This window comes from Imtechella halotolerans (assembly GCF_028743515.2).
Classification (GTDB): domain Bacteria; phylum Bacteroidota; class Bacteroidia; order Flavobacteriales; family Flavobacteriaceae; genus Imtechella; species Imtechella halotolerans.
Map to the genome: position 1 here is coordinate 588,994 of NZ_CP117969.2, position 26,502 is coordinate 615,495.

A 26,502-nucleotide genomic window follows, 5' to 3' on the forward strand; every position below is an offset into this window, starting at 1 on the left:
CATTTGCGCACCCAAGGAAATCATTATATTTGAGGCTGATTAAAACCTACAGCTGTGTTACAATCTCTTTCCATTAAAAATTTTGCACTTATTGAGGATATTAAAGTGCGTTTTTCTGAAGGCTTTTTGGTGATTACCGGAGAGACGGGGGCTGGGAAATCCATTCTCCTGGACGCGCTTTCGTTGGTATTAGGTAAAAGAGCGGATCTGAATAGCTTAAAGAATAAAGAAGAGAAATGTGTTATTGAGGCAGTATTTGATATTGAGCATTACGGATTAGCGCCTTTTTTTGCTGCAGAAGACATAGATTTTGATGCTTCCACCATTATTCGTAGAGAAATTCTTCCTAGTGGAAAATCCAGAGCTTTTATCAATGATACACCAGTTACCTTAGATGTAATGAGCTCCTTAGGAGAACAACTGGTTGATGTGCATTCTCAACATCAGACCTTACAGCTGGGAGATACTGCTTTTCAGTTCGGGTTCATTGATGCTGTGGCTGGAAACACATTGGTTTTAGAAAAGTATACAAGTGCTTATAAGGAACTGCAGAAAGCTCGAGCAGTGTTAAAAAGTACGGTGGATAGCCAAGCAGAAGCTCAAAAGGAATATGACTATAATCTTTTCCTTTTAAAAGAACTAAAGGAAGCTAAATTGCAAGCTGGAGTACAAGAACAACTGGAGGAAGTACATGAGAAGCTTTCCAATATAGAAACCATTCAAGAACGACTTGCAGCTGGGATTCAGTTATTCTCTGAGGAGAGTGTTGGCGTGCTAAGTTCACTAAGTGAACTGAAGTCCACATTTCAAAAACTTACCAGTTATGGGAAGGTATTTCAGGAATTGTCCGATCGACTACAATCGCTATTTATAGAGGCGGAAGATATTCATCAAGAGTTACAAATGCAAGTGCAAGGATTGGAAAGCGATCCTGGGCAATTGGAGCAGGTAAGTGCTCGACTTCAAAGAATATATGATCTCCAAAAAAAGCATCAGGTTGCAACTGTAGAGGAGTTGCTTACGATTGAAAAAGCCTTAGAGGTGAAAGTGGGGGTGGTAGAAAATGCAGAAGAGTTTATTAAGGAGCAGCAAAAGGAGGTGGAAAAGGCCTCTGAGTTTACCGATAAAATAGCGGAACAAATACGTGCTAATCGATTGAAAGTGATTCCTAAATTGAAAAAGCAATTGGAAACCATGTTGGCTGAATTGGGAATGCCTAATGCGCAGTTTCAAATTGAAGTAGCTCCTTCTGAGGTCTATTTTGCCAATGGTAAGGATTCACTTGTGTTTTTATTTTCAGCTAATAAGGGAACCGCTTTTGGTGAGCTTAAAAAGGTAGCTTCAGGAGGGGAGTTGTCACGAATAATGTTGGTGATTAAGGCAATCATGGCAGAACATATGTCCCTTCCAACCATCATGTTTGATGAAATAGATACTGGGGTTTCTGGTGAAATTGCTTCTAAAATGGCAGCTATTATGAAGGAAATGAGTGCCAGTAGACAGGTGTTTTCTATTACTCATTTACCGCAGGTAGCTTCCAAAGGAGGGCATCATTATAAGGTGTTTAAGGAAGAGGTGTCAGGTGTTACAGCAACCCAACTTACCTTACTTTCTAAGGAAGAAAGAATAGTTGAAATAGCGCAAATGTTGGGAGGAAACCTTGTTACGGAATCAGCTCTTGCACACGCAAAGGAATTATTAGCCTAGAAATCAGGCGTTTTAATAAAAAACAAATAACAAATTAACAGAGTTGCTTATTGATCAATAATTGTATCTTTGGTCAAAATAACAACTACCTAAAAACACGATTATATGTCTTACAACTTATTGAAAGGTAAAAGAGGGATCATCTTTGGTGCACTTGATGAAAATTCAATTGCGTGGAAAACGGCAGAACGCGTTCATGCTGAAGGAGGTACATTTGTATTGACCAATGCACCTATTGCAATGCGTATGGGGCAAATCAATGCTTTAGCAGAAAAAACAGGTTCTCAGATTATCCCTGCTGATGCAACTAATATGGAAGATTTACAGAATTTGGTAACCAAGGCAATGGAAATTCTTGGAGGAAAACTTGATTTTGTATTGCATTCTATAGGTATGTCTGTAAACGTACGAAAAGGGATTCATTATACAGAATCTAATTATGATTTCACTACCAAAGGTTGGGATGTATCAGCGGTTTCTTTCCATAAAGTTTGTCAAACTTTGTATAAGAATGATGCTATGAACGAGTGGGGAAGTATTGTAGCTTTAACGTATATGGCTGCACAACGTACCTTCCCTGATTATAATGATATGGCAGATAATAAGGCGTACCTTGAGTCTATTGCTCGAAGTTTTGGTTATTTCTTTGGGAAAGATAGAAAAGTACGTGTGAATACCATATCTCAATCACCAACCCCAACCACTGCAGGTCAAGGAGTGAAAGGATTTGATGGATTTATTGCGTATGCAGAGGCTATGTCTCCACTAGGAAACGCTACAGCTCAAGACTGTGCAGATTACACGGTATCTCTTTTCTCAGATCTTACTAAAAAGGTGACTATGCAGAATTTATTCCATGATGGTGGATTCTCAAATACAGGAGTAAGTCAAGAAGTGATTGAAAAATTCAATCCATAATATATCCTTATGAATATCTAAAAGCCTCTTGTAAAAGGGGCTTTTTTCGTTGTTAAAATATGTATTTTTGTAAAATGAATATACATTTTTCTATAGTTGTGCCAGTGTATAACCGGCCTGATGAAACTCGTGAATTACTAGAGAGTATTGCAGCTCAAACGTATGATCAAACCTTTGAAGTCGTTATTGTGGAGGATGGTTCTCAAATAACTTCCGAGGCAGAGGTGGCAAAGTTTCAATCACAACTGGATATTCATTATTTGTGTAAGTCCAACTCCGGACCTGGTGATTCCCGTAACTATGGAATGCGTTTAGCTAAAGGTTCCTACTTTATCATATTAGATTCTGATTGTATACTTCCTGAACATTACCTGGAATCTGTAGCAAGTTTTTTAGACAAGAATTTTGTACACTGCTTTGGTGGTCCTGATGCAGCTCTAGATAGTTTTTCTACTATTCAAAAGGCCATTAACTATAGTATGACGTCATTTTTTACCACAGGAGGTATTCGTGGAAGTAAAAAATCTGTCAATAAATTCCAGCCGCGCAGTTTTAATATGGGAATATCCAAGGAGGCCTTTTTAGCCACTGGAGGCTATGGGAAAATTCACCCGGGAGAAGACCCTGACCTAACTATTCGATTATGGGAAACGGGTTATGAAACAGCCCTTATAGAAGATGCATTTGTATACCACAAAAGGCGTATATCATGGGAGAAATTTTATAAGCAAGTCAATAAGTTTGGTCAAACCAGACCTATACTTAATAATCGATATCCTTACACAGCTAAAATCACCTATTGGTTTCCGGCCTTGTTTTGTATAGGGTTTGTTGTGGCATTAAGTTTGTTGTTTTTCGGGCAAGTAGCTGGAATACTTTTATATGCCAGTTATTTTATTGTGATCATAATGCATAGTGCCAGAGAAAATAAAAGCTGGAAAGTAGGACTAATGACCCTAATTGCTGTATGCATTCAGTTTTTTGGATATGGATATGGTTTTTTGAGGTCAACTTTGGTTTTACGACTTGTTAAAAAGAGTCCAGAAGAGTTATTTCCGCACCTATTCTTTAAGTAGATGAATAAGAATCGATATAGAAGCCCTTTTCAACGCCTTTTCCAGCAGAAGAAATCGGTAGTATTCACTTTTTTTCTGATTTTTTCTGTAGTTTCTTGGATGTTTACAAAATTATCTAAGACCTACCAAAAGGAGATGACCTTTACCGTTCATTACGGAGAACTTCCAAAGGGTCTTTATATAAATGGAGACAAATCAACCCAAATAAAGGCAACGGTGCAGTCCACTGGATTTGTATTGGTGCGTTATTCCCTGAGACGTCCTAATTTACAGATGTCTCATAATCAATTAAGAGAAAAAGACAGCAGGTATTATTTATTATCAGACCAATTGCTGCAACCCCTTCGAGATCATTTATTTTCAAGGATTGAAGTCAGGGGGATTGAGCCTGATACGGTTTGGATACCTATTGAGGAATTGCATACAAAGAAGGTACCTGTAAAACCGAATGTAAGTATCGGTTTTGAAACGGGATATCAACTTACCAGGCCTTTTACCGTAGAACCTGATTCAGTTACCATTTATGGCAATTCTGCACTGCTAGAAGAGACCTGGTATGTAGAGACTCAAGCCACGAAATTGCGCAAGGTGAAAAGTTCATTTGAAGAAGAAGTGAAATTAATTACGCCAAGTAAAGCAACCTTTTCATTACATCCGCATCAAGTAAAGATAAAGGGAGATGTAAGTAAGGTAAGTGAACGTGTGATTAAGGTTTCAATTACCCCTAAAAATTTGCCAGAGAGTTCACAGGTTCGTTTATTTCCTTCAGAAGTAGACATACTTTGCACAGGAAGTATTAGTAATCTTAAAGAGTTAACTGCTCAGCAGATAAAGGTAATCGCGGATTTTGAACAGAAAAGTAACGATGGACAACGGGTTATGCTTTCCATTACGACCAAACCGGAACATATTAGAGCTGTTTTTTTAAAAGAAGCTGAGGTTAATTTCTTAATACGAAAACAATGATTGTAGGTCTTACCGGTGGAATAGGAAGTGGTAAAACAACCGTAGCTCGCATGTTTGCTAATTTGGGAGTACCTGTGTATATAGCCGATAAAGAGGCAGCGGATCTAATGGAAACATCCTCTGAAATCCGTACTGAAATAATAAAGTTATTGGGAGAGCAGGCTTATAATGGAACGCTTCCTAATAGAGCTTTTATTGCGGATAATGTATTCGTAAATAGTGATAAGTTAGCCAGGTTGAATGCTATTATTCACCCCAGAGTGCAGCAACATTTTTTAGATTGGGTGCGCGGGCAGAAGGCTCCTTATGTGATTAAAGAAGCTGCCATCTTATTTGAAAGTGGTTCCTATAAAAACTGCGATAAGATTATCACAGTTACCGCACCTTTAGAGGTTCGTATTCATAGAGTTGTCTCTCGTGATGGGGTTACTCAACAAGCGGTGGAAAGTAGAATAAACCATCAATGGGATGAATCAAAAAAAGTAGCTTTATCCGATTACGTGATTGAGAATATTCTGATTGAAAATACTGAAAAGGAAGTAGAAGACATTCATAGAAAGCTTCTCCTTCTGTCTGAAACATATTAATATTTTAACATTTGTGTTAAGGTTAGGTTAAAGGCTATACCTACTCTTAGTGAAACACTTAATTTTGACTGAATGAGTAAGAAGTTATTCATTTTATTAGTGATTCTGATGAGTATGTCACTTATCGGCATCATTTTTGTGCAAGGATATTGGATTAAAACTTCCGTTGAAAATAAGGAAGAACAATTTTCATATACAGTTACGCAGGTATTGCGCAGTGTTACAGATGCTATTGAGCAGCGGGAAATACGGCAGTACTCGGATATGTTGTTGAAACTTATTGACAGTGTTGGGACCCTTAAAGAGTCTCAGGTAAGTGAATTTATTTTTATTGACAAAGACGAGAATACCAATGAAACCTTTGTTTATTCTCATGGAATATTAGAGGAAGATTATAATATATCTTCAACGCTCTTTGATTTTACGGCCGATACATCAACCATAAAAAATTATACTAGTAAGCGCACTACGCAGATTATTAGGGAATCCTATGGGATCGATGGTAAGACATACACCCCAGCTGAAAAGATTACAAAACTCGGAAATTTGTCCTCTATAGATAAAGCTCAGTTTGAGGTTTCTTTTAGGGATATTGCCAATAGATTACCGATTACCAAGCGTGTTAACAGTGCTCAAATTGAGTTGTTGTTGCAGCGAGAATTGGAAAATCAGCACATTAACATTGATTTTGAATATGCAGTGCAAAGTAACGGGATGGCTACAAAGCTTCGTTCCAAGAACTTTAAACTCAATCCTAATGTGCGCTATGCAATGCCTCTGTTTCAAAGTAATGAGGGGAAAACGAATTACGAGCTCATTGTAGACTTTCCACATAAGCGCAAGTACTTATTATCTTCGATTATAGGAATGGCGACATTGTCAATTATTTTTACCTTGATTATTATTGTTGCTTACTCGAGTGCTTTGTACCAGTTAATGCGTCAAAAACAAATTTCTGAAATCAAGACTGATTTCATTAATAATATGACACATGAATTTAAAACACCCATTGCAACCATTAATTTGGCGCTGGATGCGATTAAAAACCCCAAGATTCTTGATGATACCGAAAAGGTGAAACGATACCTGCAAATGATCCGTGATGAGAATAAACGGATGCATGCACAGGTTGAAAATGTTCTTCGTATTTCTAAACTGGAAAAAAACCAGTTAGATATATCGAAAGAACCGTTGGATGCTCATGAATTGATAGAAGATGCCATCAATCATGTACAGTTATTAATAGAAGATCGGGGTGGGTATATAAGAACCCATTTCCAAGCTGAAAATGCAGATGTACTGGCCAATGATGTACATTTTACGAATGTATTGGTGAATATTCTAGATAATGCTATTAAGTACTCTCCTAATTCACCTGAGATAGATGTTTTTACTGAAGTGGTAAAAAACAATATTATCATCAAAATTCAGGATAAGGGAGCAGGGATGAGTAAGGCAGTATTGAAGAAGGTATTTGAAAAATTTTATAGAGAACACACAGGTAATATTCACAATGTTAAAGGCCATGGTTTAGGGCTGGCATATGTGAAAAGAATTGTAGAAGATCACCAAGGCGAAGTATATGCCGAAAGTGAAAAAGAAAAAGGAAGCACTTTTACTATTAAGTTGCCATTAATATAATAATGTATGGAGACAGCAAATAAAAAAATTCTACTTGTAGAAGATGATCCCAACTTTGGGACTGTATTAAAGGACTATTTGGCTATGAACGATTTTGATGTTGTTCTGGCGAAAAACGGTATGGAAGGATTTGAGAAGTTTCGTAAGGACAACTTTGATCTTTGTATATTGGATGTTATGATGCCATACAAGGATGGTTTTACCTTAGCCAAAGAAATTCGTGAGAAGAATGAGCATGTACCCATTATTTTCCTAACGGCTAAAACCATGAAGGAAGATGTGCTTAAAGGTTATAAATCTGGAGCGGATGATTATCTTAATAAGCCTTTTGATTCAGAAGTGTTATTGTTAAAGATTAAAGCCATTATACAACGTAAGTCTACTGAATCAGTGGCTGAAAGTAAGCAGTTTGAGTTCCAAATTGGAAGATTTCATTTGAATTCAAAACTTCGTTTTCTGACTTTTGAAAATGAAGAGCCTATTAAATTGTCACCAAAAGAGAATGAGTTGTTGAGACTTCTTGCACTTCATGAGAATGATTTAATGCCTCGTGAATTGGCGCTGACTAAAATATGGAGAGATGATAATTATTTTACATCTCGTAGTATGGATGTGTATATTGCCAAATTACGTAAGTATCTAAAAATGGATGAAGATGTAGAAATCATCAACATTCACGGAGAAGGTTTCCGTTTGGTAATTAAGAAAGAAGCCTAATGTAAGGTGTTTTTATAAGACAAAGCCACGCAATGCGTGGCTTTTTTTATGACATCCGTTCTTTGAGATAAGAAGTCACTTCATCAAGCTGTACGGGATAAGAAAACCATTGTATTTGAGGATTTCTTTTAAACCAGGTAAATTGTCTTTTGGCAAAGCGACGGGTATTCTTTTTAATTTCTTCTATTGCCTCTTCAAGACTCGATTGTTCATTGAAATAAGCGAATAACTCACGATAGCCAACCGTTTGCAAGGCATTGGTATTGCGGTAGGGCAGTAAAGACTTTACTTCTTCTACAAGTCCGCTTTGTATCATCACATCCACTCTTGTATTAATACGGTCATAGACCACTTCTCGAGGCGCTTCTAATCCCATATATAAGGTGTCAAAAGCGCGCGTGGTTGTATGTTTGTTTAAAAAAGAAGAGTAGGGCTGTCCTGAGGCCAAACATACCTCCAGGGCTCTAATAACACGTTGCGGGTTATGGATATCTACTTTTTGAAAGTGGACAGGATCTAGTTCTGATAATTGCTTTTGTAAACCCTCAATTCCATGATCAGCTAACTGCTTGTTTAGAAATTCTCTGATTTTAGGATCTACCTCCGGAAAGGTATCCATTCCATTTACTACGGCATCCACATACATGCCACTGCCACCTACCATGATAACCACTTTATGTTCCAGAAATAAGGTATCCAGTAGTCCTAATGTGTCCCGTTCAAAATCGCCTACGGAGTAGGAGTCATGGATACTTTTATGTTGAATAAAATAATGAGTAGCCTCTGCAAGTTCTTCCTGGGAAGGTACTGCAGTTCCTATGGACATTTCTTTATAAAACTGTCTGGAATCTGCAGAAATGATTACTGTTTTAAAGTGTTTTGCAAGTTGGATAGCCAAGGCTGTTTTTCCAATGGCCGTAGGGCCAACTACAGCAATTAATAAGGGTTTACGCTTCATCATGTAAAGGATGTCCACAGTGATAACAATAATCAGCATTTTCACGATGATCTTCTGTACCACAGTTTACACAGGGATTTCTTAAGTTTAAAAATAGTCCGGAATTTCGGCCTCTAGCAAATTCTGCCGTTACAATACCAGTAGGAACCGCGATTATTCCATAACCCAGAATCATAATTAGTGACGCAATAACCTGCCCCAAGGGGGTAATGGGAGCAATATCGCCATAACCAACCGTGGTAAGGGTGACAATACACCAGTAAATACTGACAGGAATACTCGTAAAGCCGCTTGCATCTCCTTCAATGACGTACATGAGGGATCCAAGTAAGATACATACCACCAGGACAAAATAGATAAATACAATGATTTTAGTACGACTGGCTTTTATAGCAAGTTTTAATTCAGAGGCCTGGCCTGTAAAATGCACTAAATTTAGGATTCTGAAAATACGAAGTAATCTAAGGGCTCTAACCACAGCCAATACACTCGTGCCTGTCACAAAGAAGGATAGGTACATAGGGAGTATAGCGATCAGATCTATGATACCGTAAAAACTAAAAATGTATTGATGTGGTTTTTTAATGGAAATGATCCGAAGAATGTATTCAATGGTGAAAAAGATGGTTATGACCCACTCAGAAATAATTAGAAATTGGTGAAAACGTTGGTCTACTTTGTCCACCGTTTCAAGCATAACCATTAAAACACTCAGGAGAATAAGTACCAACAGAGCGAGGTCGAAAAGTCTACCTGCAACGGTATTGGTACCGTATATAATGATGTGTACCTGTTGACGAAAAAGATCGTATTTTGATTTTAATTCTTTCATAAATGAAGGCTTCCTCCCAAAGCTACAAAAAATTAAAATCGTACAATCTTCAAAACTTTCCTTTTTCTAAGATAGGATTGAATTAGATGCCGTACATCGGGGTTGTCATCCATGGGGGTTAGCAGAGTTCTCAGGATATCAACATTGCTTAGCTGGTAGTTTAGATGAATATAGCCAAGTCCTTTGAATACCCCGTTTTCAATTAAAATAGCACTTCGTTCATCAATTTCTCGACCGTGGTCTACAAGAATCATATTTTGGCTATCAAAGCTAAATTTTTCAATAGCAAGGGTAGCTCGTTGATTGTATTCTTCAATGGATTCCTCAGATATACAGGCGCCATTACATTTTTTAACGGTATAATTAAAACAGTTCTTTCGAGCTTCTGATAACCCTAGAAATTTATGACACAGCATAAATTCATCGGCAAGCCTGTATAGGATGTTTTTAGCCTCATGTATAGAGGCAAAAGTGGTTATGGGAGTGAGTGTATTTTTTGCAGAAACCTTATCAATGTAAAAGGAAATATATCCTTGTTCATTAGGTTGACTGAAAAGGGCAAACGAGAATAACTTTCGTTTTCTGCTACGGTTTAATATTGGCTGGTTTTGCTTTATTTCTTCATTTTCTTTTAATAACGCAATCAGCTCATTCCCGGTTTCTTCATAAGTTACTGCCACCACTTCTCTTTGAATGCGTTTTGCTTTAGAAGAACTGCCTGTGAAGTGTTGATTCACTCTTCTTTTAATGTTATTACTTTTGCCGATATAGATGATTTCACCATCTTCTCTATGAATATAATAAACACCAGTATTCGTAGGCAATTGGTGCACTATATCTAATAACTTAGGCGCCATTTGCTGTTGCAGATCTGTCTTTACAGCCTCTCTGATGATAGTTTTAGAAGTATCCTTGTCAATTAAAAGCTTGAAGAGTCTTAAAGTGGCCTGTGCATCGCCATTGGCTCGATGCCTGTCACTCACAGGGATTCCTAAGGAGCGCACAAGCTTTCCTAGGCTATAGGATTCTTTACCAGGTAGTAGTTTTTGAGAAAGTTCCACTGTGCACAGTGTTTTTCTTTGAAATTGAAAGCCCAAGCGGCGGTATTCGGTACTTAAAATACGGTAATCAAACTGGGCATTATGAGCCACAATAGTACAATCTTCCGTAATCTCTACAATCCGTTTGGCTACCTCATAAAATTTGGGAGCTGTTCGCAACATGGCATTATTAATCCCGGTAAGATTAACCACAAAGGGTTGTATTTCTTTTTCCGGATTCACTAGCGAGATAAATTGATCAACTACCTTTTTACCATCGTATTTGTAGATGGCAATTTCGGTAATTCCTTCTTCATCGTATTTCCCGCCGGTTGTTTCTATGTCAAGAATAGCGTACAAAAGTATGTATAGATTTGGGCTTTATATTAAAAGTCATACAAAGGTAAAAAAACTACCTTATCTATGACCAAAAATACTACTTCCTATTCGCACCATGGTGCTTCCTGTTTTAATAGCTAGTTCATAATCACCGCTCATTCCCATGGATAGGGTATCTAATCCGTGGGTATTTTTATAGGTATCGAATAGATTTTTTAAAAATGTAAATTCTTTTTCAATCTGCGATTGGTTATCGGTAAAGGTTGCCATTCCCATTAGACCTTTAATCTTTACATTCGATAAGGTGCTAAGAACCTCTGGTGATAGGGCCCTGGCTAGTTCCTCTTTGTCCATACCAAATTTGGTGTCTTCTTCTGCAATATGTACCTGTAATAGACAATTGATTACACGGTTATTTTTGGCTGCCTGCTTGTTTATTTCTTTGAGAAGTTTAAGACTGTCTACACCATGAATAAGATATACGAAGGGGGCCATGTATTTGACCTTGTTCGTTTGTACATGACCAATCATATGCCATTGGATATCTTTTGGGAGTTCTTCCCATTTGGATACCATTTCTTGAATTTTATTTTCCCCGAAATCTCGTTGTCCTGCAGTATAGGCCTCCATTAGATCACTTACGGGTTTGGTTTTAGACACTGCTACCAGCCTTACATGAGCTGGAAGCAGTGTTTGTAGATGTTGAATATTGTGGGCAATAGACATAACAGTATTATTTACTAGAAAACATATGAGCTACCTTTTCAGCTTTTCTGCTTTCGCTGTAATCGTAAAAACCTTCTCCTGATTTCACGCCTAATTTACCAGCCATAACCATGTTTACCAGTAAAGGGCAAGGGGCATATTTAGGATTTTTAAATCCATCATACATCACATTTAAAATGGAAAGACATACGTCAAGGCCAATAAAGTCCGCAAGTTGTAAAGGACCCATAGGGTGAGCCATTCCCAGTTTCATTACCGTGTCAATTTCCGTTACACCGGCAACCCCATTATACAAGGTTTCGATGCTTTCATTAATCATAGGCATAAGGATACGGTTAGCAACAAAGCCCGGATAGTCGTTTACTTCAACAGGAACTTTATGTAACTGTTTGGATAAATCCATGATGGTTTGGGTAACTTCATCGCTGGTATTATACCCTCTGATGATTTCTACGAGCTTCATAATTGGCACAGGATTCATAAAATGCATTCCTATTACTTTAGTAGGTCGAGAAGTGACAGCGGCAATTTGAGTTATTGAAATAGAAGACGTATTGCTGGCAAGAATAGTATCCGGCTCACAAAGGGCATCTAATTGTTTAAATATGTGAAGTTTTAAATCTACATTTTCTGTGGCAGCTTCTACCACCAATCCTACATTTTTAACGCCTTCTTTTAAATCGGTAAAAGTGGTAATGTTTGCTAAAGTTTCCGCTTTATTTTCTGCTGATATACTGCCTTTATCAACCATACGATCAAGGTTTTTTGCTATAGTAGCCATCCCTTTTTCAAGCGCATTTTCAGAGACGTCGATAAGTTGTACTTTACATCCGAATTGGGCAAATGTATGTGCAATACCATTACCCATAGTTCCAGCTCCTATTACAGCTATGTTTTTCATAGTTTATAAACGTTTTATGGTTAAAATGAATCAATAATTTGTTTGGCCACTCTCAGTGCATTAGTTCCCTGCTCAAGAGTAACCACAGGGGTGGTGTTATTTACAATAGCCTCAGCGAATGTTTCTAATTCATCCAAAATAGCATTGTTGGCGGCAATATCTGGATTTTCAAAGTAGATCTGTTTTTTTTCACCTTCCGCATTTTGTAAAATCATATCGTAATCACCCGCAATTTCAGGGGCATCTTTCATTTTTACAACTTCGACTTTCTTCTCAAGGAAGTCCACTGATATATAGGCATCACGTTGAAAAAATCTTGATTTACGCATGTTTTTCAGGGAGATACGACTAGCGGTTAAATTAGCTACACAGCCATTCTCAAATTCAATACGTGCATTGGCAATATCTGGTGATTGACTGATGACAGACACTCCGCTGGCGGTTATGTTTTTCACAGGAGAATGTACTACACTTAGCACCGCGTCTATATCGTGAATCATAAGGTCCAGAACAACAGGAACATCGGTACCTCTTGGGTTAAATTCTGCTAATCGATGTGCTTCAATAAACATGGGGTTATGAATACTATCTTTAACCGCTAAAAAGGCAGGGTTAAACCTTTCCACATGTCCTACTTGTCCTTTTACATTATAAGAAGCAGCCAATTCAATTAAGGCCTGTGCTTCTTCTACTGTGTTGGAAATTGGTTTTTCTATGAAGATATGTTTTCCTTTTCGTATGGCTTTTTCAGCACAGTCAAAATGAGAAAGGGTGGGAGTGACTATATCTACTACATCCACGGCATCAATTAAATCATCCATATTAGGGAAGTAGGTATATCCAAATTCCTGGGCAACTTTACGTGCGTTTTCGGTATCAGGATCATAAAACCCTACAAGTTCATATTTAGAAGATTGATTTAGTAAACGTAAATGAATTTTACCAAGGTGACCTGCACCAAGGACTCCGGCTTTAAGCATAGACATATAGTTTTTCACAAAAATAAGACTATTCAAAGATATGAGACTAACATATAATCAATAAAATACCTCTTTTACCTTATTTTTTCTAAGAGTTTCGGTTTTTCGAAACCCAAAAAACTTCCGTAATTTAGCCCGGTAAAGCCTGTCAATCTTGAAAGATACATTTAAGCATAAAGGAATGCGTAATCAGTTGGCTGATATAGTTGCAGCCAAAGGAATTTCTGATAAAAAAGTCTTAGAAGCTATTCGTAGCATCCCTAGACATTTGTTTATGGATAGTAGTTTTGAAGATCATGCCTATCAAGATAAAGCCTTTCCAATTGCGGCCGGCCAAACCATTTCCCAACCTTATACGGTAGCGTTCCAATCGGAGTTATTACAAGTATCCCCAGGGGATAAGATATTGGAAATAGGGACTGGAAGCGGCTATCAAACGGCCGTACTTATTCTTTTGGGTGCTAGGGTGTTTTCCATTGAACGTCAGTTGGAGCTCTTTAAAAGAACGAGTCTGTTTTTACCTAAATTAGGGTACAGGGCCAAAAAACTTATTTTTGGAGATGGCTATAAGGGGATGCCTGAAGAAGCACCTTTTGATAAGATAATTGTTACGGCAGGGGCTCCCATGGTACCTAAAGCTTTATTGGCGCAATTAAAAGTTGGAGGACGACTTGTGATCCCGGTGGGAGATCAGGTTCAAGTAATGACACTTTATGAACGTGTTTCAGAGAAGGAGTTTAAGAAGACCGAATTTGGAGAATTCAGATTTGTGCCTTTATTGGAAGATAAAAACTAAATAGGATCAAAAACGCCTTGTAAATTACAAGGCGTTTTTTTTTAGTGTTGTTGTTTAATCTGGTTTAGTGTATTTCTTAATTTCTGGACAATATCTGGGTGCTTTGATGCTATATTTTTAGTTTCGTAAGGGTCGTTTTTCAAGTCATAGAGTTGTTCAATTTCTGAAAATCCAGTCTCAATGGTTGGCCCCCATGGTACCATTTTAGCACCTTTACTTGGAGGGATGTATTTGTAACCATCACTACTGATATAGGACAGAACATTGCTTATAGCTTCTTGAACCATGCCTTGGCGTGCTTGATCTTGTCCACCTATGAGTGTGTTCCAGTGATTTTCGGAATCAATAGCCTGTCCTTTATGGATGGATTGCCCGGTATATGCGGCAAAAGAGGCTAAAAAGTCTATCTGACTAACTAAGACATCAGAGGTTATTCCTGAGGGAATCTTACCTGGCCAACGAACGATAGTTGGGACTTTAGTTCCCGCTTCAAAGGCACTATATTTTCCTCCTCGTAACCCAGCAGAAGGTGAGTGGTTGGAGATTCTTTCTTTCGAATAATCTACATATCCATCATCCAAAACAGGACCATTATCACTTGTAAAGATAATCAGGGTATTCTTGTCTAAATTTAATGCTTGTAAATGAGAAACAAGTGCCCCTACGGTCCAATCCAACTGAACAATAACATCACCTCGAGGTCCAAAGTCGGTAGCACCTTGAAAACGTTCATGTGCAATCCTAGGAACATGGATATCGTGGGTGGAAAAGTAGAGAAAAAAGGGATTGTTTTTGTTTTTCGAAATAAAGTGCTGTGATTTCTCAAGCAGTACATCCGCAAAATCTTCATCCCTCCATAAGGCCTTTTTTCCTCCAGTCATATACCCTATTCGGCTCACACCATTTACTATAGTCATATCATGACCATGGGAGTAAGGAGTGGTTAAAAGTTCAGGGTTTTCCTTTCCAGTAGGCCAGTCGCCTATTTTTTTAGAGTAATTTACGGTTATAGGATCGGTAGGGTCTAAATCAACCACATGATGATTTTCTACAAATACACACGGAACCCTATCTCCTGTAGCCGGAATTAAGAAAGAGTAATTAAATCCAATTTCTAAAGGTCCTGGAGTAATTTTTCCATTCCAATCAGGCCCTTGTTCACCTCCTAAACCCAAATGCCATTTTCCAATGACAGCAGTTTGATATCCTGCCTTCTGTAGGATGGAGGGTAGGGTTTGGGTGCCAGGCTGTATTATACTTGAAGCATTTCCTTGAGCTACTCCTCTTCCTTTTTGTCTCCAGGCATACTCACCAGTTAGCATGGAATATCTGGAAGGGGTGCAGGTGGCCGAGGTGGCATAAGCATTGGTATGAATAAGACCTTCCTTGGCTAATTTGTCAATATTTGGTGTAGGGATTTTTCCACCATATACACCTAGGTCTCCATATCCTAGGTCGTCTGTATAGATGATGATAATATTGGGCAGCGGTTCTTTTTCGGCGGTTGGTTTCGTTGAATTGTTACCACAAGAGAGAAGTAGCAATAGACCGAAAATTCCGTAAAAGCGCTTTATCATAAAATCTACTGTCTTTTAAAGTTAAAGTTTTCATTTTCAGTACGAACACTATCCATTAACTCCGTAAGGCGTTTGGTCTTACGTGGATATTTTTTGGATACATCGTTCTTCTCACTTGGATCCTCCTTAAGATTGTACAAGGCAACTGGAGCATATCTGTTTTTATGCACGTCTAGGCGGATAATCTTCCAATCTCCTTTTAGGAGTGCTTGTTTACCTCCAAATTCGTGAAATTCCCAATATAAATAAGGGTGCTTGTCTTGTTTTCCTTTATCAGTAAGGGTAGGTACTATCGAGATTCCGTCAAGTGATTCCTTGAGTGTTACCTGGGCTAGCTCCGCAAAGGTTGGATAAAGATCCCAAAATGCACTTACGTGATTAGATTGGGTGCGGGCAGGGATAGTTCCAGGCCATCTAATAAGAAAAGGTTCTTTAATACCACCTGTATATAAATCTCTTTTTACTCCTTGGTAATGGGCACTACTGCCAAAGTAATCTACATCTTCTTGGGTACGGCCTCCCTCGGTATGGGTTCCATTGTCACTTGTAAATATTACAATGGTATTTTCATCAATTCCCTTTGCTTTTAAAGCAGCAAGAATTTGACCTGTATAATCATCTAAACTTTCAACAAGAGCCGCATAGGCAGCTTTTGGAAAGGGTTGAGGACCATAATGTCTGCCAGCTGGCCATTCTTTTTCAGAATCATGTTTACTTTGTTCTGCACTCAGTAAATGTTTCTGTAAGTATTTTGGAGGTACTACCAATTCTGCATGTGGAATGGTATAGGACATAAATAGAAAGAAAGGCTTGTCCTTTGGCTGGTTGTTGATGAATTGTAACGCTTGTTCAGTAAAGTATTCATTCACATAGGTATCTTTAGGAAGACCAATGCGTTTTAAATCTCCATGAACAATAGCATCAATGGAATCAGGCTTTTGATAATGAGCACTGACATGATGGATATGACCTGCAAAGACATCAAACCCTCTCTTGTCGGGTGTACTTCCAGAACCGTTGAGACCCATTCCCCATTTTCCAAAAATGGCATTGGTATAACCTGCATTTTTAAGTACTTCCGGGATAATCTTTTTTGCAGGATCTAATGGAAATTCACCATTTCCTCTGACTTGTGTATGCCCCGTGTGCTGCCCGGTTAGTAAGGCAGCACGGGAAGGGGCACATACAGTACTTCCTGCATAGAAGTTATTGAATTTCATTCCTTCTTCAGCTAATCTGTCAATATGGGGTGTCTGGATGATAGATTGCCCATATACACCGATGTCACCTATTCCTAAATCATCGGCAAGGATGAAAATTATGTTAGGTTGTTTAGGTGTTTGCTGAGCACTACCTAAAACACAAAACAGCATCAGAAAAAGTTGAAAAAGGAACTTCATTTATTAAATATTAGGGTTGTAAAGGTGAAATAATATAACTGTATTGGTAATCTTGGAAAGGTACTCTATATTCCTCAAGTGGTAATGAATACCAGCTATCTATTCCAGCAACACCCATTTGTTTGTGATCGATATGCACATAGGTATTTCCATCCGCCTTTAACAATCCTGAGTTTTCTTGACGTTTTTCTGATGATGGGTATAGTTGATCCCAAGTGTAAGGCAGTGCTCCTACGCTTAACAAGGTGTTTTCAAAACGAACTTTAATTCCTTTTGTCTTTTTAGCATTGCTAAAGGTTGCCCAACGAACGTCTGTTTTATTACCTGACTCTTGTGGACGCACATACGGGTGATATTGGTCTTTAACCAAACCTTCGTAGATGCCAACCATGGCACTAGATTTACGATCTTCATAGCTTTCCCAAGGTCCACGCCCGTACCATTGCATATAATCAAGTTGGTTAGGAAGTACCAGGTTATTTCCAAACTTCATTAACATTTCATGCTTAGCATTTATTACTTTAAACGCATTGTCTATATGAAGTTCACCGTTACCTGAAATGGTAATTGTCTGGGTAAAAGTGGCATCACCATTAAGAACATCATAGGTGCTCACTACTTTATAGGTTCCGTCCTGTTGTTTTTGATGCGTAAAGCTACGTAGACTGTGGTTTGGATTTTTAAGGTAGTCTAGTTTTCTGTTTAGTCCAGCTCCGAAATCATTATCAGTTAAAGGTCTGAAAAGTGATAGGGAAGGGCCTTCTGATATTAACAACTGTTTTTTATAGTTGTAATTTTTGAACTGACCAGTCTTCTTGTCAAACTGAATGCTAAATTGTTTTCCTCCAAGGGTAAGTAGTTCATCATTTTCATTTACACTTACTGAGGAAGCAGTAGCTTGGAATGCTGCGGATACAGCAGGAGTAATAGCAAATTCTTCTTCGGCCAAAAGAGTTGCTGCCGCTAAAAAGCCATCTTTATTCAAGGTTTTTCCTGTAACATGTAGACGGTACTCAGCATCTGTGGCAGTGGGTAGCTCAAAAGGAAGGGTAACCGTGATTTGTTGTCTTGGTCCTATGGCAAAAGTTCCAAGTTTTCCTGTTTGAACAACTTTTCCGTTTTTAAGCAAACGAGCCTCAAAATTATAGTTAGAAAGGTCTTTAAAGAAATGCTCATTGAAAAGAGTCAATTCATTACGCTCTTTATTAAAACTGAATTGCACTTCTTGATATACTTTGCGCACCTCATAGGCGTGAGGATTCCAGGTACGATCTGCGGCAATCACACCATTTAATAAGAAGTTGTTATCACTTGGTGTGTTTTCATCACCCCAATCACCACCATATCCTAGGATTTTTTTACCGTCAACCACCTTGTAAATACCTTGGTCTACCCAATCCCAGATGTAACCTCCTTGAAGGGATGGATATTTTCGGATAAGCTCCCAATATTCTTTAAAGTTCCCAAGGCTATTACCCATGGCATGTGCATATTCGCTCATAATATAAGGGCGCTTTGGATTGCTTAAAGCGTAACGCTCCATGCTCTTTGGATGTGGGTATTGAGGAACAATAATATCTGTATTCCACTCCGTTGTCGAACGCTCGTATTGAACAGGGCGAGACGAATCAAAACCTTTTAGCCAATTATAGGCTTTGTAGAAATTCCAACCGTTTCCAGCTTCATTTCCTAAACTCCATGCAATAACAGAAGGGTGGTTTTTATCTCTTTGCACCATACGCTCGATACGAATGTGATGTGCATATTCCCAAGCTGGATCGTTACCCAATGTACGCTCAGGATTGTAATACATACCGTGTGATTCTATATTGGCTTCATCAATTACATAAAAACCATATTTATCACATAGTTCATACCAGTATGGATCATTAGGGTAGTGTGATAGCCTAACAGCATTCATGTTTAGTTCTTTCATGATACGAACATCTGTTTCCATCTGTTCTTTGGTGGTCACATGATGGGTCTCAGGATGTGATTCGTGTCTGTTAACCCCTTTGAATAATACAGGCTTTCCATTCACTAAGAACTGTGCATTTTTAATTTCTAAGGTTCTAAAACCTACATTTTGATGAATTACCTCCATGGCTTTACCCTCAGGAGAAAGTAAGCTAAGTTCAAGGGTGTACAAATAAGGAGTTTCAGCACTCCAAGAATGTACGTTTTCTATTTCAGTAGCAAATTGAAGTAATGTCTTTCCACCAACACGCTTAAGTCCTATGGCCTTTTGTGTATGGGTATATAGGATATTACCATTGGCATCAAGTAAGCTAGCTTTAACGGTGTGATCACCTTGATCTGCATCCGTGCGATTCCATAGTTCAACTTGTGCTTCTAGAAGACCGTTTTGGTAGGTTTCGTTAAGAGGAGATTTTACAGTAAGATCGTAAAAGTGAACTTTTGGACGTGCATATAGGTAGACATTACGTTGAATACCACTGATACGCCAAAAATCTTGCGCCTCTAAATAACTACCATCGTTCCAGCGACGAACTTCAAGTGCGATTAAATTGTTTCCTTTGTGAAGGTAGGGAGTAAGTTCAAACTCTGATTCAAGTTTACTATCCTTTCCTAATCCAACATAGGTACCATTTACATAAAGTCTAAAAGCTGATTTTACAGCACCAAGATGTAAAAATACTTGTTGCCCATCCCACTGAGCAGGAAGTTCAAAAGTTTTTCTGTATACCCCTGCCGGTTGGTCCTGTCCACGAGGAATGATAGGAGGAGTAGGATTTTTAACGGCAAATTCAAAAGGGTGATTCACATAAATTGGGGTACCATAGCCATTGAATTCCCAATTGGCAGGAACTGAGAAATTATCCCAAGAGCGATCATTGAAATCTGTTTTTTCAAAATTAGAAGGAAGTTTGTCATAATGATTCACCCAGTGGAATTTCCAGGTGCCATTTAGATTTAAGAAACGTGATGAAGCTTCTTTATTACCTTGTTGTGCTAAAGTACTACTTTCGAATGCAAAGTAGGTCGCACGCATAGGAAGTCGGTTCTCTTCTTGGACCGACGGATTTTCAAAAATAGGGTCTGCTTGGGGTGCTTGTGCCATAGTAGATAAGCACCAAAACAGCATAAAAATACTGTAAAATGAAATTCTCATAATTTTGAATACTTTCGATTGTTCTCTTACAAACTTATATATTCTTTTCTAAAAAAGCATACTGGTACCTACCAGTTGATTTTTTAAATACTCAAATTTCAGAAAAATTATTTGAAAACTTTCTTAATACGATCAAGGGTACGCTTGTTGTCCCTGTCTTTAATAGTTTCACGTTTATCGTACATCTTTTTACCGCGTACCAGAGCTATTTCCATTTTAGCAAGTCCTCTATCGTTAAGAAAAAGACGTAATGGAACTATGGTGAGTCCGGAGTTCTTTACTTCTTTATGAAGTTTACGAAGCTCTCTTTTTTGAAGTAACAACTTACGTTCACTCTTAGGTTTGTGGTTGTAGTGGGTTCCCCATGCATATTCTTCAACGGTCATATTGATTACAAAGAGTTCACCATCTTTGTTGAATTCACAAAAACTTTCAGCAATAGAAGCCTTGCTAAGGCGTATGGATTTGATTTCAGTGCCCGATAGTACTATACCGGCTACATATTTTTCAAGAATCTCATACTCAAAGCGAGCACGTTTGTTTTGTATGTTGACATTTTTTTGCATGGAGAGCAAAAGTACTAACTATTCTTTAATAGACAATACATACCCCCTACAGTTCTCTAAGAGTTTGACGGGTTTCTTTTTTTTTCCGACTTTAGCAAAAAATGTAGGTATGTCAAAGAGTTTGTATTTGATTATTGGTATGGTTCTTTTTTTATCCTGTACCTCTGAAAAAGAAATTTCATCTCAATATATTGTAGATAAAGCTATAGAGGTGGCTGGAGGTGAACAATTTTTGAATAGTGAAATTGCTTTTACCTTTAGAGACTATCAGTATACTTCTGAGAGAGGTGCTTTCGGATATGAATTGACCCGTAGCTTTATAAAGGACTCTTTACAGGTTAATGATAGGATACGCAATGGAAAATTTACTCGGTTTATTGATCAAGAAAGGCAATCTCTCTTGGACTCCGTGGCCTTGAAATATTATAATTCGGTTAACTCGGTACATTATTTTGCCTATCTCCCACAAGGTTTAAATGATAAGGCGGTTCAAAAGGAGTTGTTGGGAGAGGTGGTTCTTAAAGGAGAGCCTTATTATAAGGTCAGGGTAACTTTTGCACAAGAAGGAGGAGGTAATGATTATGAAGACGTATTTATCTATTGGTTTCATAAGCAGAAGTTCACTATGGACTATTTGGCGTATGAATTCCACGTAGATGGAGGAGGTATGCGGTTTAGAGAAGCTGTTAACCCGCGCTTCATTTCTGGAATTCGCTTTGCAGATTATAAAAATTATAAACCTCGTAAGGCAATTAAGATAGAATTACTTGACGAGGCTTATGCAAGTGGACAACTTGAATGGTTGTCAGATATTAGGTTAGAAGAAGTAACTGTACAAATTACTCCAGACTAAGAAGGCTAACTGTGGGGATGTCGTCCACCAAAGTCACTATATATAAGTTTCCATTAACGGTATCATTAATATCTGAGAATTGATTTTTTCCTATCAGCGCGTTGACCAGTTTAGGAATGGTATTGCTGTGTCCAACAACAAATACCTTTTGACCCTTGGTCTGATCTTTAAAGAAGGTTATCTCAGGTACCGGTTCGTAGGTAGTGATTTCAAGATTACTCATTGAGGCTACGGGTTGGGCCGTTTGTTGAGTGCGCAAGTAATTCGTGGCATACACAGCGTCCATAGGGATGTCCTTTAAAATAGTGGCATACGATGCTGCTCTTAGGAGTCCTTCTTGGGTAAGAGGAGGATTTTTATCCGCTGGATTGCTGCGATCTTTCTCTGCATGTCTGACTAAGTAGTAGGTAGTGATAACCGGGTCCTTCTTAGTCATCTCAGGCGTGACTTTTGTGGTTGTTTTTTCTTGACATCCTATTAAGAATATCGTCAATACTGCGGTAACTAATAAACGAATTTTCATTGGCTATGCTATTTCTAAGGCTATTTCTATCATTTCACTAAATGAAGTTTCCCGCTCCTCCGAAGTGGTCGCCTGGTGAGTGACTAAACTATCAGAGATGGTTAAAATAGAAAGGGCAGCGACCTTGTATTTGGCAGCTAAGGTATACAGTGCTGCAGTTTCCATTTCAACACATAATACCCCGTACTCGGCCCATTTTTTATAGTATTCAGGGCTGTCATGATAAAAAACATCACTGGTAAGAATGGTACCTGCTTTAATAGGAATATTCTTTTTTCTTGCGACATCCACGGCATTCATGAACAGCTCAAAATGTGCTGTTGGGGCATAATCTTCTTGGTTAAAGGTAGGTTTATTGATGCTACTGTTTGTACAGGCAGACATGGCCAAAACGATATCTCTTATTTTGACACTTTCTTGGTAGGAACCAGCACTTCCTACTCGTATAAGTTTTTTTACCTGATAGGAATTGATAAGTTCATGGGCATATATACTGATGGAAGGAACCCCCATACCGGAACCTTGAACAGAAACACGTTTACCCTTATACATACCTGTGAATCCTAGCATTCCCCGAACATCATTGTATTGTACCGGGTTCTCTAGAAATTTTTCAGCGATCCATTTGGCTCGTAGTGGATCGCCGGGAAGTAAAACAGTTTCAGCAATTTCGCCCAATTTGGCTTCAATATGTATACTCATAAGTTTTTATGTTTTTGTCGATTTAAAAGAAATGGGAGGATTAGTATTCTGCATTACTTTGCATGCCATTGACAATGGCAATGCCACTGGACGTTCCAAGTCGATGCACTCCCAAATCAATGAATTTCATGGCTGTTTCTGCATCGCGTATCCCTCCAGACGCCTTTAATTTAGCTTCCCCTTTAACGGCATGTTGCATAAGCAGAATATCTGCCTCTGTAGCTCCACCGGTACCAAATCCAGTAGAGGTTTTTACAAAATCAGCTCCGGCTTCCACAGCTAGCTTACAGGCCAATTCTTTTTCACTATCCGTCAGATAACAGGTTTCTAGAATCACTTTTAGTACATTGTTCCCAATTGTGTTTTTGATGAATGCAATTTCTTGAAGAACATCGTTGTGTCTTCCAGATTTGAGAAATCCTAGGTTAAGAACCATGTCAATCTCATTGGCACCATCTGTCATGGCACGCTCTGTTTCATAGATTTTAGCTCTTGAGCTCATAGCGCCAAGAGGAAATCCTACCACACTACATATTTGTACATCGCTTTCTTTTAAGAATCTATTGGCCAGACAGATATAACTACTGTTTACACAAACCGAAAAGAAGTTGTAATCTATAGCTTCTCTACAGAGTTGTTCAATATCGGCTTCAGTGGCAGTTGGTTTTAATAAGGTGTGGTCAATAAAGGAATTAAGTTGCATTCTTTTTGTTTTAAATAAGAATTACTAAGGTACAAAGAAACCTATGGAATACCTGTATTTGTTAATAAATATCTTTTTTTAGTATAAAAAAAACAGACTACCTATAAAGGTAGCCTGTCAATTATTTTAAACAAAAAGAGTTAAACCGTTTGAGGTGTTTCATTTCTGAATACAAGCTCTTGGTCAAAGGCATCCAAAAGGATGATGCTTTCTGTGTGAATAGCCCCTTTTAAGATCTCTTTGGATAATGCGTTCAGTACCTCTTTTTGGATGGTTCGTTTTACAGGACGCGCACCAAATTGAATGTCATAACCTCGCTGTGCTAAATAATCAATTGCCTCTTCGGTAGCATCGAGTGTAATATGTTGCTGAGCTAACATTTTGGATACACTTTTTAACTGCAGACGAACAATATCACGAATGTGCTTTTCTGTAAGAGGGGTGAACATTACAATATCATCAATACGATTAAGAAACTCAGGACGTACGGTCTGTTTTAATAAGCCCAGTACATCTATTTTTGCTCTTTCTATTGCACTCTCAACACTTTTAGGGAAGGTATCAAAGGCTTCCTGTATAAGATGACTACCCATATTGGAAGTCATAATTATAATCGTATTCTTAAAATCTGCCACCCTTCCTTTGTTGTCCGTAAGTCGACCTTCATCTAGAACTTGGAGCAATATATTGAAGGTGTCGGGATGTGCTTTCTCGATTTCATCTAAAAGGATTACCGAATAAGGACGTCTTCTCACAGCTTCTGTAAGTTGTCCTCCTTCATCATAGCCCACATATCCCGGAGGTGCACCTACCAATCTGCTCACGGCATGACGTTCCTGGTATTCACTCATGTCAAGACGTGTCATGGCATTTTCATCATCAAACAGGTACTCCGCCAATGCTTTGGCTAATTCTGTCTTACCAACACCAGTGGTTCCAAGAAATAGGAAGGAACCTACAGGTCGCTTGGCATCCTGAAGACCTGCTCGACTTCTTCGAATGGCATCAGAAACAGCCTGGATAGCTTCTTCCTGACCAACCACTCGCTTGTGAAGTTCATCTTCTAGTTTTAAAAGTTTTTCCCGTTCACTTTGAAGCATTTTGGTCACAGGGATACCAGTCCATTTAGCCACTACTTCAGCAATATCATCATGGGTTACTTCTTCTTTAATGAGTGAATCTTCCTTGGTTTCACTCAATTGTTTCTGAAGTACATCCAGTTTATCTTGTGCCTCCTTTATTTTTCCATAGCGTAATTCTGCTACTTTACCATAGTTGCCTTCACGTTCTGCACGTTCTGCTTCTAATCTGTAGTGTTCGATTGCTTCCTTAGTCGCCTGTACTTCATCCACAACCGATTTTTCACTTTCCCATTTAGCAAAAATCTCATTCCGTTCCTCTTTTAGATTGGCTAAATCGGCATTAAGGCTTTTTAATTTTAGTTCATCTTGTTCTCTTTTAATAGCCTCAATTTCTATCTCCAATTGCATTATTTTGCGATCGAGCACATCCAATTCTTCTGGTTTGGAGTTTATTTCCATACGAAGTTTTGCCGCCGCCTCATCCATAAGGTCAATTGCCTTGTCGGGAAGAAAACGGTTGGTGATATAGCGCTGAGATAGTTCAACTGCTGCTATAATGGCATCGTCTTTAATTCGGACTTTGTGGTGGGTTTCATATTTTTCCTTGATACCTCGAAGGATGGAAATCGCACTTTCAGTATCTGGTTCTTCTACCATTACTTTTTGGAAACGACGCTCTAAGGCCTTATCTTTTTCAAAATATTTCTGGTATTCATCCAGTGTAGTAGCACCAATGGCTCGGAGTTCACCTCTAGCCAAGGCAGGTTTCAAGATGTTTGCCGCATCCATTGCTCCTTCACCGCCACCTGCACCAACCAAGGTATGAATCTCATCTATAAACATGACGATATTTCCATCAGAGGCTGTAACTTCTTTTACCACTGCTTTTAAACGCTCTTCAAACTCTCCTTTGTATTTGGCACCGGCAATTAACGCACCCATATCTAAAGAATAGATCACTTTATCTTTTAGATTCTCTGGGACGTCTCCTTGAATAATACGGTGGGCCAAACCTTCTGCAATAGCAGTCTTACCCACACCAGGCTCACCAACGAGCATTGGGTTGTTTTTTGTTCGTCTAGAAAGAATTTGTAATACACGACGAATTTCTTCATCGCGTCCTATTACAGGATCTAATTTTCCATCATTGGCTAATTGATTTAAATTTTTAGCGTATTTGTTTAATGAATTGTAAGTCTCTTCAGCCGAAGCAGAAGTTACTCTATCTCCTTTTCGAAGTTCCTTAATGCTTTCTTGTAATCCTTTTTCGGTGACTCCTTGATCTTTTAATATTTGAGAGATTTTACTTTTGGATTTGAAAATTGCAATGATGAGGTGTTCAATAGATACAAATTCATCATTCATTTTTTTGGCAATGGCCAATGCTTCGTTTAGTGAACTGCTACTTTCACGAGAAAGCATAATGTCACCACCGCTTACCTTCGGAAAATTCTCCAATGTTTTTTCTAAAACCTGCTTTAGCAGTGAAACATTGACTTGATTCTTTTTAAGTAGAAATGGAAGGACATTTTCGTCTACTTCAAGTATTCCCTGAAACAAGTGTTCGTTTTCTATTTGTTGATGCCCATAGCTTTGTGCCAATTGCTGGGCACGTTGTATGGCTTCCTGAGATTTTATGGTAAAATTGTTAAAATTCATGGTCTTATTCTTTTCAAAAGTTTAATTTTGATTTCCTATGGACAATAGTTGTTCCAAGTGTGAAATGCAGTCAATATGGCGTATTTCTAGAAGGTTTTACTGTCAAAATGTCTTTGTGAA

Annotated in this window: 23 protein-coding genes; 9 read left to right on the forward strand and 14 right to left on the reverse strand. The window is 38.4% G+C overall.

Annotated features, from left to right (window positions below):
* The first annotated feature begins 54 nt into the window (after window positions 1-54).
* From recN to PT603_RS02630, 7 genes are all read left to right on the forward strand, one after another.
* Entirely contained in the window at window positions 55-1,707 is a 1,653-nt protein-coding gene (gene recN / locus PT603_RS02600; RefSeq protein ID WP_008238715.1) for a DNA repair protein RecN, read from the forward strand.
* Window positions 1,708-1,812: 105 nt separating this feature from the next.
* Window positions 1,813-2,625: an enoyl-ACP reductase FabI gene (locus PT603_RS02605; RefSeq protein WP_008238716.1), complete on the forward strand. Its 813-nt coding sequence runs from the start codon at window positions 1,813-1,815 to the stop codon at window positions 2,623-2,625.
* Window positions 2,626-2,699: 74 nt separating this feature from the next.
* Window positions 2,700-3,701 carry a glycosyltransferase family 2 protein gene (locus tag PT603_RS02610; protein WP_008238717.1) on the forward strand — a complete coding sequence of 334 codons (1,002 nt, stop codon included), beginning with the start codon at window positions 2,700-2,702 and terminating at the stop codon, window positions 3,699-3,701.
* Window positions 3,702-4,667, forward strand: coding sequence for a CdaR family protein (locus tag PT603_RS02615; protein WP_008238718.1), 966 nt, complete (start codon window positions 3,702-3,704; stop codon window positions 4,665-4,667). It abuts the gene before it with no gap.
* Complete coding sequence (gene coaE / locus PT603_RS02620; RefSeq protein WP_008238719.1) at window positions 4,664-5,254, forward strand: dephospho-CoA kinase; 591 nt, start codon at window positions 4,664-4,666, stop codon at window positions 5,252-5,254. The genes PT603_RS02615 and coaE overlap by 4 nt, the downstream gene beginning before the upstream one ends.
* A gap of 72 nt (window positions 5,255-5,326) precedes the next feature.
* Complete coding sequence (locus PT603_RS02625; RefSeq protein ID WP_008238720.1) at window positions 5,327-6,895, forward strand: sensor histidine kinase; 1,569 nt, start codon at window positions 5,327-5,329, stop codon at window positions 6,893-6,895.
* Window positions 6,896-6,901: 6 nt separating this feature from the next.
* Window positions 6,902-7,612, forward strand: a complete 711-nt coding sequence (locus PT603_RS02630) for a response regulator transcription factor (protein WP_008238721.1) — start codon at window positions 6,902-6,904, stop codon at window positions 7,610-7,612.
* 46 nt (window positions 7,613-7,658) lie between these two features.
* On the opposite strand, the gene miaA is transcribed toward PT603_RS02630, so the two are convergent.
* From miaA to PT603_RS02660, 6 genes are read right to left on the reverse strand one after another with little or no spacing between them, the layout of a single operon-like run.
* The gene (miaA, locus tag PT603_RS02635; RefSeq protein ID WP_008238722.1) at window positions 7,659-8,570 is read right to left on the reverse strand and encodes a tRNA (adenosine(37)-N6)-dimethylallyltransferase MiaA; all 912 of its coding nucleotides are present in this window, start codon (window positions 8,568-8,570) and stop codon (window positions 7,659-7,661) included.
* On the reverse strand, window positions 8,560-9,402 hold the full coding sequence (locus PT603_RS02640) for an ion transporter (protein ID WP_008238723.1): 843 nt from the start codon (window positions 9,400-9,402) through the stop codon (window positions 8,560-8,562). The genes miaA and PT603_RS02640 overlap by 11 nt, the downstream gene beginning before the upstream one ends.
* A 32-nt stretch (window positions 9,403-9,434) precedes the next feature.
* On the reverse strand, window positions 9,435-10,802 hold the full coding sequence (locus PT603_RS02645) for an exonuclease domain-containing protein (RefSeq protein WP_008238724.1): 1,368 nt from the start codon (window positions 10,800-10,802) through the stop codon (window positions 9,435-9,437).
* A gap of 57 nt (window positions 10,803-10,859) precedes the next feature.
* Window positions 10,860-11,507, reverse strand: a complete 648-nt coding sequence (locus PT603_RS02650; protein WP_008238725.1) for a YggS family pyridoxal phosphate-dependent enzyme — start codon at window positions 11,505-11,507, stop codon at window positions 10,860-10,862.
* 7 nt (window positions 11,508-11,514) lie between these two features.
* Window positions 11,515-12,408, reverse strand: a complete 894-nt coding sequence (locus PT603_RS02655) for a 3-hydroxyacyl-CoA dehydrogenase family protein (protein WP_008238726.1) — start codon at window positions 12,406-12,408, stop codon at window positions 11,515-11,517.
* Between the two features lie 20 nt (window positions 12,409-12,428).
* Window positions 12,429-13,388: a Gfo/Idh/MocA family protein gene (locus PT603_RS02660; RefSeq protein WP_008238727.1), complete on the reverse strand. Its 960-nt coding sequence runs from the start codon at window positions 13,386-13,388 to the stop codon at window positions 12,429-12,431.
* Window positions 13,389-13,542: 154 nt separating this feature from the next.
* Between PT603_RS02660 and PT603_RS02665 the strand changes: the two genes are divergently transcribed.
* Window positions 13,543-14,184: a protein-L-isoaspartate(D-aspartate) O-methyltransferase gene (locus tag PT603_RS02665; protein ID WP_008238728.1), complete on the forward strand. Its 642-nt coding sequence runs from the start codon at window positions 13,543-13,545 to the stop codon at window positions 14,182-14,184.
* Window positions 14,185-14,225: 41 nt separating this feature from the next.
* Here PT603_RS02665 and PT603_RS02670 read toward each other — a convergent pair whose 3' ends face one another.
* The 4 genes from PT603_RS02670 to smpB form a co-directional block, all read right to left on the reverse strand.
* Window positions 14,226-15,761 (reverse strand): sulfatase family protein, encoded by a 1,536-nt coding sequence (locus PT603_RS02670; protein WP_008238729.1) that lies wholly within the window; start codon window positions 15,759-15,761, stop codon window positions 14,226-14,228.
* A gap of 5 nt (window positions 15,762-15,766) precedes the next feature.
* On the reverse strand, window positions 15,767-17,161 hold the full coding sequence (locus PT603_RS02675) for an arylsulfatase (RefSeq protein WP_008238730.1): 1,395 nt from the start codon (window positions 17,159-17,161) through the stop codon (window positions 15,767-15,769).
* A 10-nt stretch (window positions 17,162-17,171) separates the two neighbouring features.
* Window positions 17,172-20,294, reverse strand: coding sequence for a glycoside hydrolase family 2 TIM barrel-domain containing protein (locus tag PT603_RS02680; RefSeq protein ID WP_008238731.1), 3,123 nt, complete (start codon window positions 20,292-20,294; stop codon window positions 17,172-17,174).
* Window positions 20,295-20,401: 107 nt separating this feature from the next.
* Window positions 20,402-20,860 (reverse strand): SsrA-binding protein SmpB, encoded by a 459-nt coding sequence (smpB, locus tag PT603_RS02685; protein ID WP_008238732.1) that lies wholly within the window; start codon window positions 20,858-20,860, stop codon window positions 20,402-20,404.
* 109 nt (window positions 20,861-20,969) lie between these two features.
* Here smpB and PT603_RS02690 point away from each other — a divergent pair, with 109 nt between their 5' ends.
* Window positions 20,970-21,713 (forward strand): DUF6503 family protein, encoded by a 744-nt coding sequence (locus PT603_RS02690; protein WP_008238734.1) that lies wholly within the window; start codon window positions 20,970-20,972, stop codon window positions 21,711-21,713.
* Here the strand turns inward: PT603_RS02690 and PT603_RS02695 are convergent.
* From PT603_RS02695 to clpB, 4 genes are all read right to left on the reverse strand, one after another.
* On the reverse strand, window positions 21,700-22,236 hold the full coding sequence (locus PT603_RS02695; RefSeq protein WP_008238736.1) for a SixA phosphatase family protein: 537 nt from the start codon (window positions 22,234-22,236) through the stop codon (window positions 21,700-21,702). The two genes, PT603_RS02690 and PT603_RS02695, sit on opposite strands and share 14 nt — an antisense overlap.
* Before the next feature lie 3 nt (window positions 22,237-22,239).
* On the reverse strand, window positions 22,240-22,938 hold the full coding sequence (gene deoD, locus PT603_RS02700) for a purine-nucleoside phosphorylase (RefSeq protein ID WP_008238738.1): 699 nt from the start codon (window positions 22,936-22,938) through the stop codon (window positions 22,240-22,242).
* A 40-nt stretch (window positions 22,939-22,978) separates the two neighbouring features.
* Window positions 22,979-23,641 (reverse strand): deoxyribose-phosphate aldolase, encoded by a 663-nt coding sequence (deoC, locus tag PT603_RS02705; protein ID WP_008238740.1) that lies wholly within the window; start codon window positions 23,639-23,641, stop codon window positions 22,979-22,981.
* Between the two features lie 140 nt (window positions 23,642-23,781).
* On the reverse strand, window positions 23,782-26,382 hold the full coding sequence (gene clpB, locus PT603_RS02710; protein WP_008238742.1) for an ATP-dependent chaperone ClpB: 2,601 nt from the start codon (window positions 26,380-26,382) through the stop codon (window positions 23,782-23,784).
* Window positions 26,383-26,502: the final 120 nt, after the last annotated feature.

Bases quoted from the DNA above. Each gene is read 5' to 3' on its own strand.
- miaA (WP_008238722.1), bottom strand. From the start codon at position 8,570: ATGAAGCGTAAACCCTTATTAATTGCTGTAGTTGGCCCTACGGCCATT.
- PT603_RS02670 (WP_008238729.1), bottom strand. From the start codon at position 15,761: ATGATAAAGCGCTTTTACGGAATTTTCGGTCTATTGCTACTTCTCTCT.
- coaE (WP_008238719.1), top strand. From the start codon at position 4,664: ATGATTGTAGGTCTTACCGGTGGAATAGGAAGTGGTAAAACAACCGTA.
- PT603_RS02640 (WP_008238723.1), bottom strand. From the start codon at position 9,402: ATGAAAGAATTAAAATCAAAATACGATCTTTTTCGTCAACAGGTACAC.
- smpB (WP_008238732.1), bottom strand. From the start codon at position 20,860: ATGCAAAAAAATGTCAACATACAAAACAAACGTGCTCGCTTTGAGTAT.
- PT603_RS02605 (WP_008238716.1), top strand. From the start codon at position 1,813: ATGTCTTACAACTTATTGAAAGGTAAAAGAGGGATCATCTTTGGTGCA.
- PT603_RS02660 (WP_008238727.1), bottom strand. From the start codon at position 13,388: ATGCTTAAAGCCGGAGTCCTTGGTGCAGGTCACCTTGGTAAAATTCAT.
- PT603_RS02680 (WP_008238731.1), bottom strand. From the start codon at position 20,294: ATGAGAATTTCATTTTACAGTATTTTTATGCTGTTTTGGTGCTTATCT.
- PT603_RS02690 (WP_008238734.1), top strand. From the start codon at position 20,970: ATGTCAAAGAGTTTGTATTTGATTATTGGTATGGTTCTTTTTTTATCC.
- PT603_RS02610 (WP_008238717.1), top strand. From the start codon at position 2,700: ATGAATATACATTTTTCTATAGTTGTGCCAGTGTATAACCGGCCTGAT.
- PT603_RS02630 (WP_008238721.1), top strand. From the start codon at position 6,902: ATGGAGACAGCAAATAAAAAAATTCTACTTGTAGAAGATGATCCCAAC.
- deoC (WP_008238740.1), bottom strand. From the start codon at position 23,641: ATGCAACTTAATTCCTTTATTGACCACACCTTATTAAAACCAACTGCC.
- deoD (WP_008238738.1), bottom strand. From the start codon at position 22,938: ATGAGTATACATATTGAAGCCAAATTGGGCGAAATTGCTGAAACTGTT.
- PT603_RS02650 (WP_008238725.1), bottom strand. From the start codon at position 11,507: ATGTCTATTGCCCACAATATTCAACATCTACAAACACTGCTTCCAGCT.
- PT603_RS02675 (WP_008238730.1), bottom strand. From the start codon at position 17,161: ATGAAGTTCCTTTTTCAACTTTTTCTGATGCTGTTTTGTGTTTTAGGT.
- PT603_RS02655 (WP_008238726.1), bottom strand. From the start codon at position 12,408: ATGAAAAACATAGCTGTAATAGGAGCTGGAACTATGGGTAATGGTATT.
- PT603_RS02695 (WP_008238736.1), bottom strand. From the start codon at position 22,236: ATGAAAATTCGTTTATTAGTTACCGCAGTATTGACGATATTCTTAATA.
- clpB (WP_008238742.1), bottom strand. From the start codon at position 26,382: ATGAATTTTAACAATTTTACCATAAAATCTCAGGAAGCCATACAACGT.
- PT603_RS02625 (WP_008238720.1), top strand. From the start codon at position 5,327: ATGAGTAAGAAGTTATTCATTTTATTAGTGATTCTGATGAGTATGTCA.
- PT603_RS02615 (WP_008238718.1), top strand. From the start codon at position 3,702: ATGAATAAGAATCGATATAGAAGCCCTTTTCAACGCCTTTTCCAGCAG.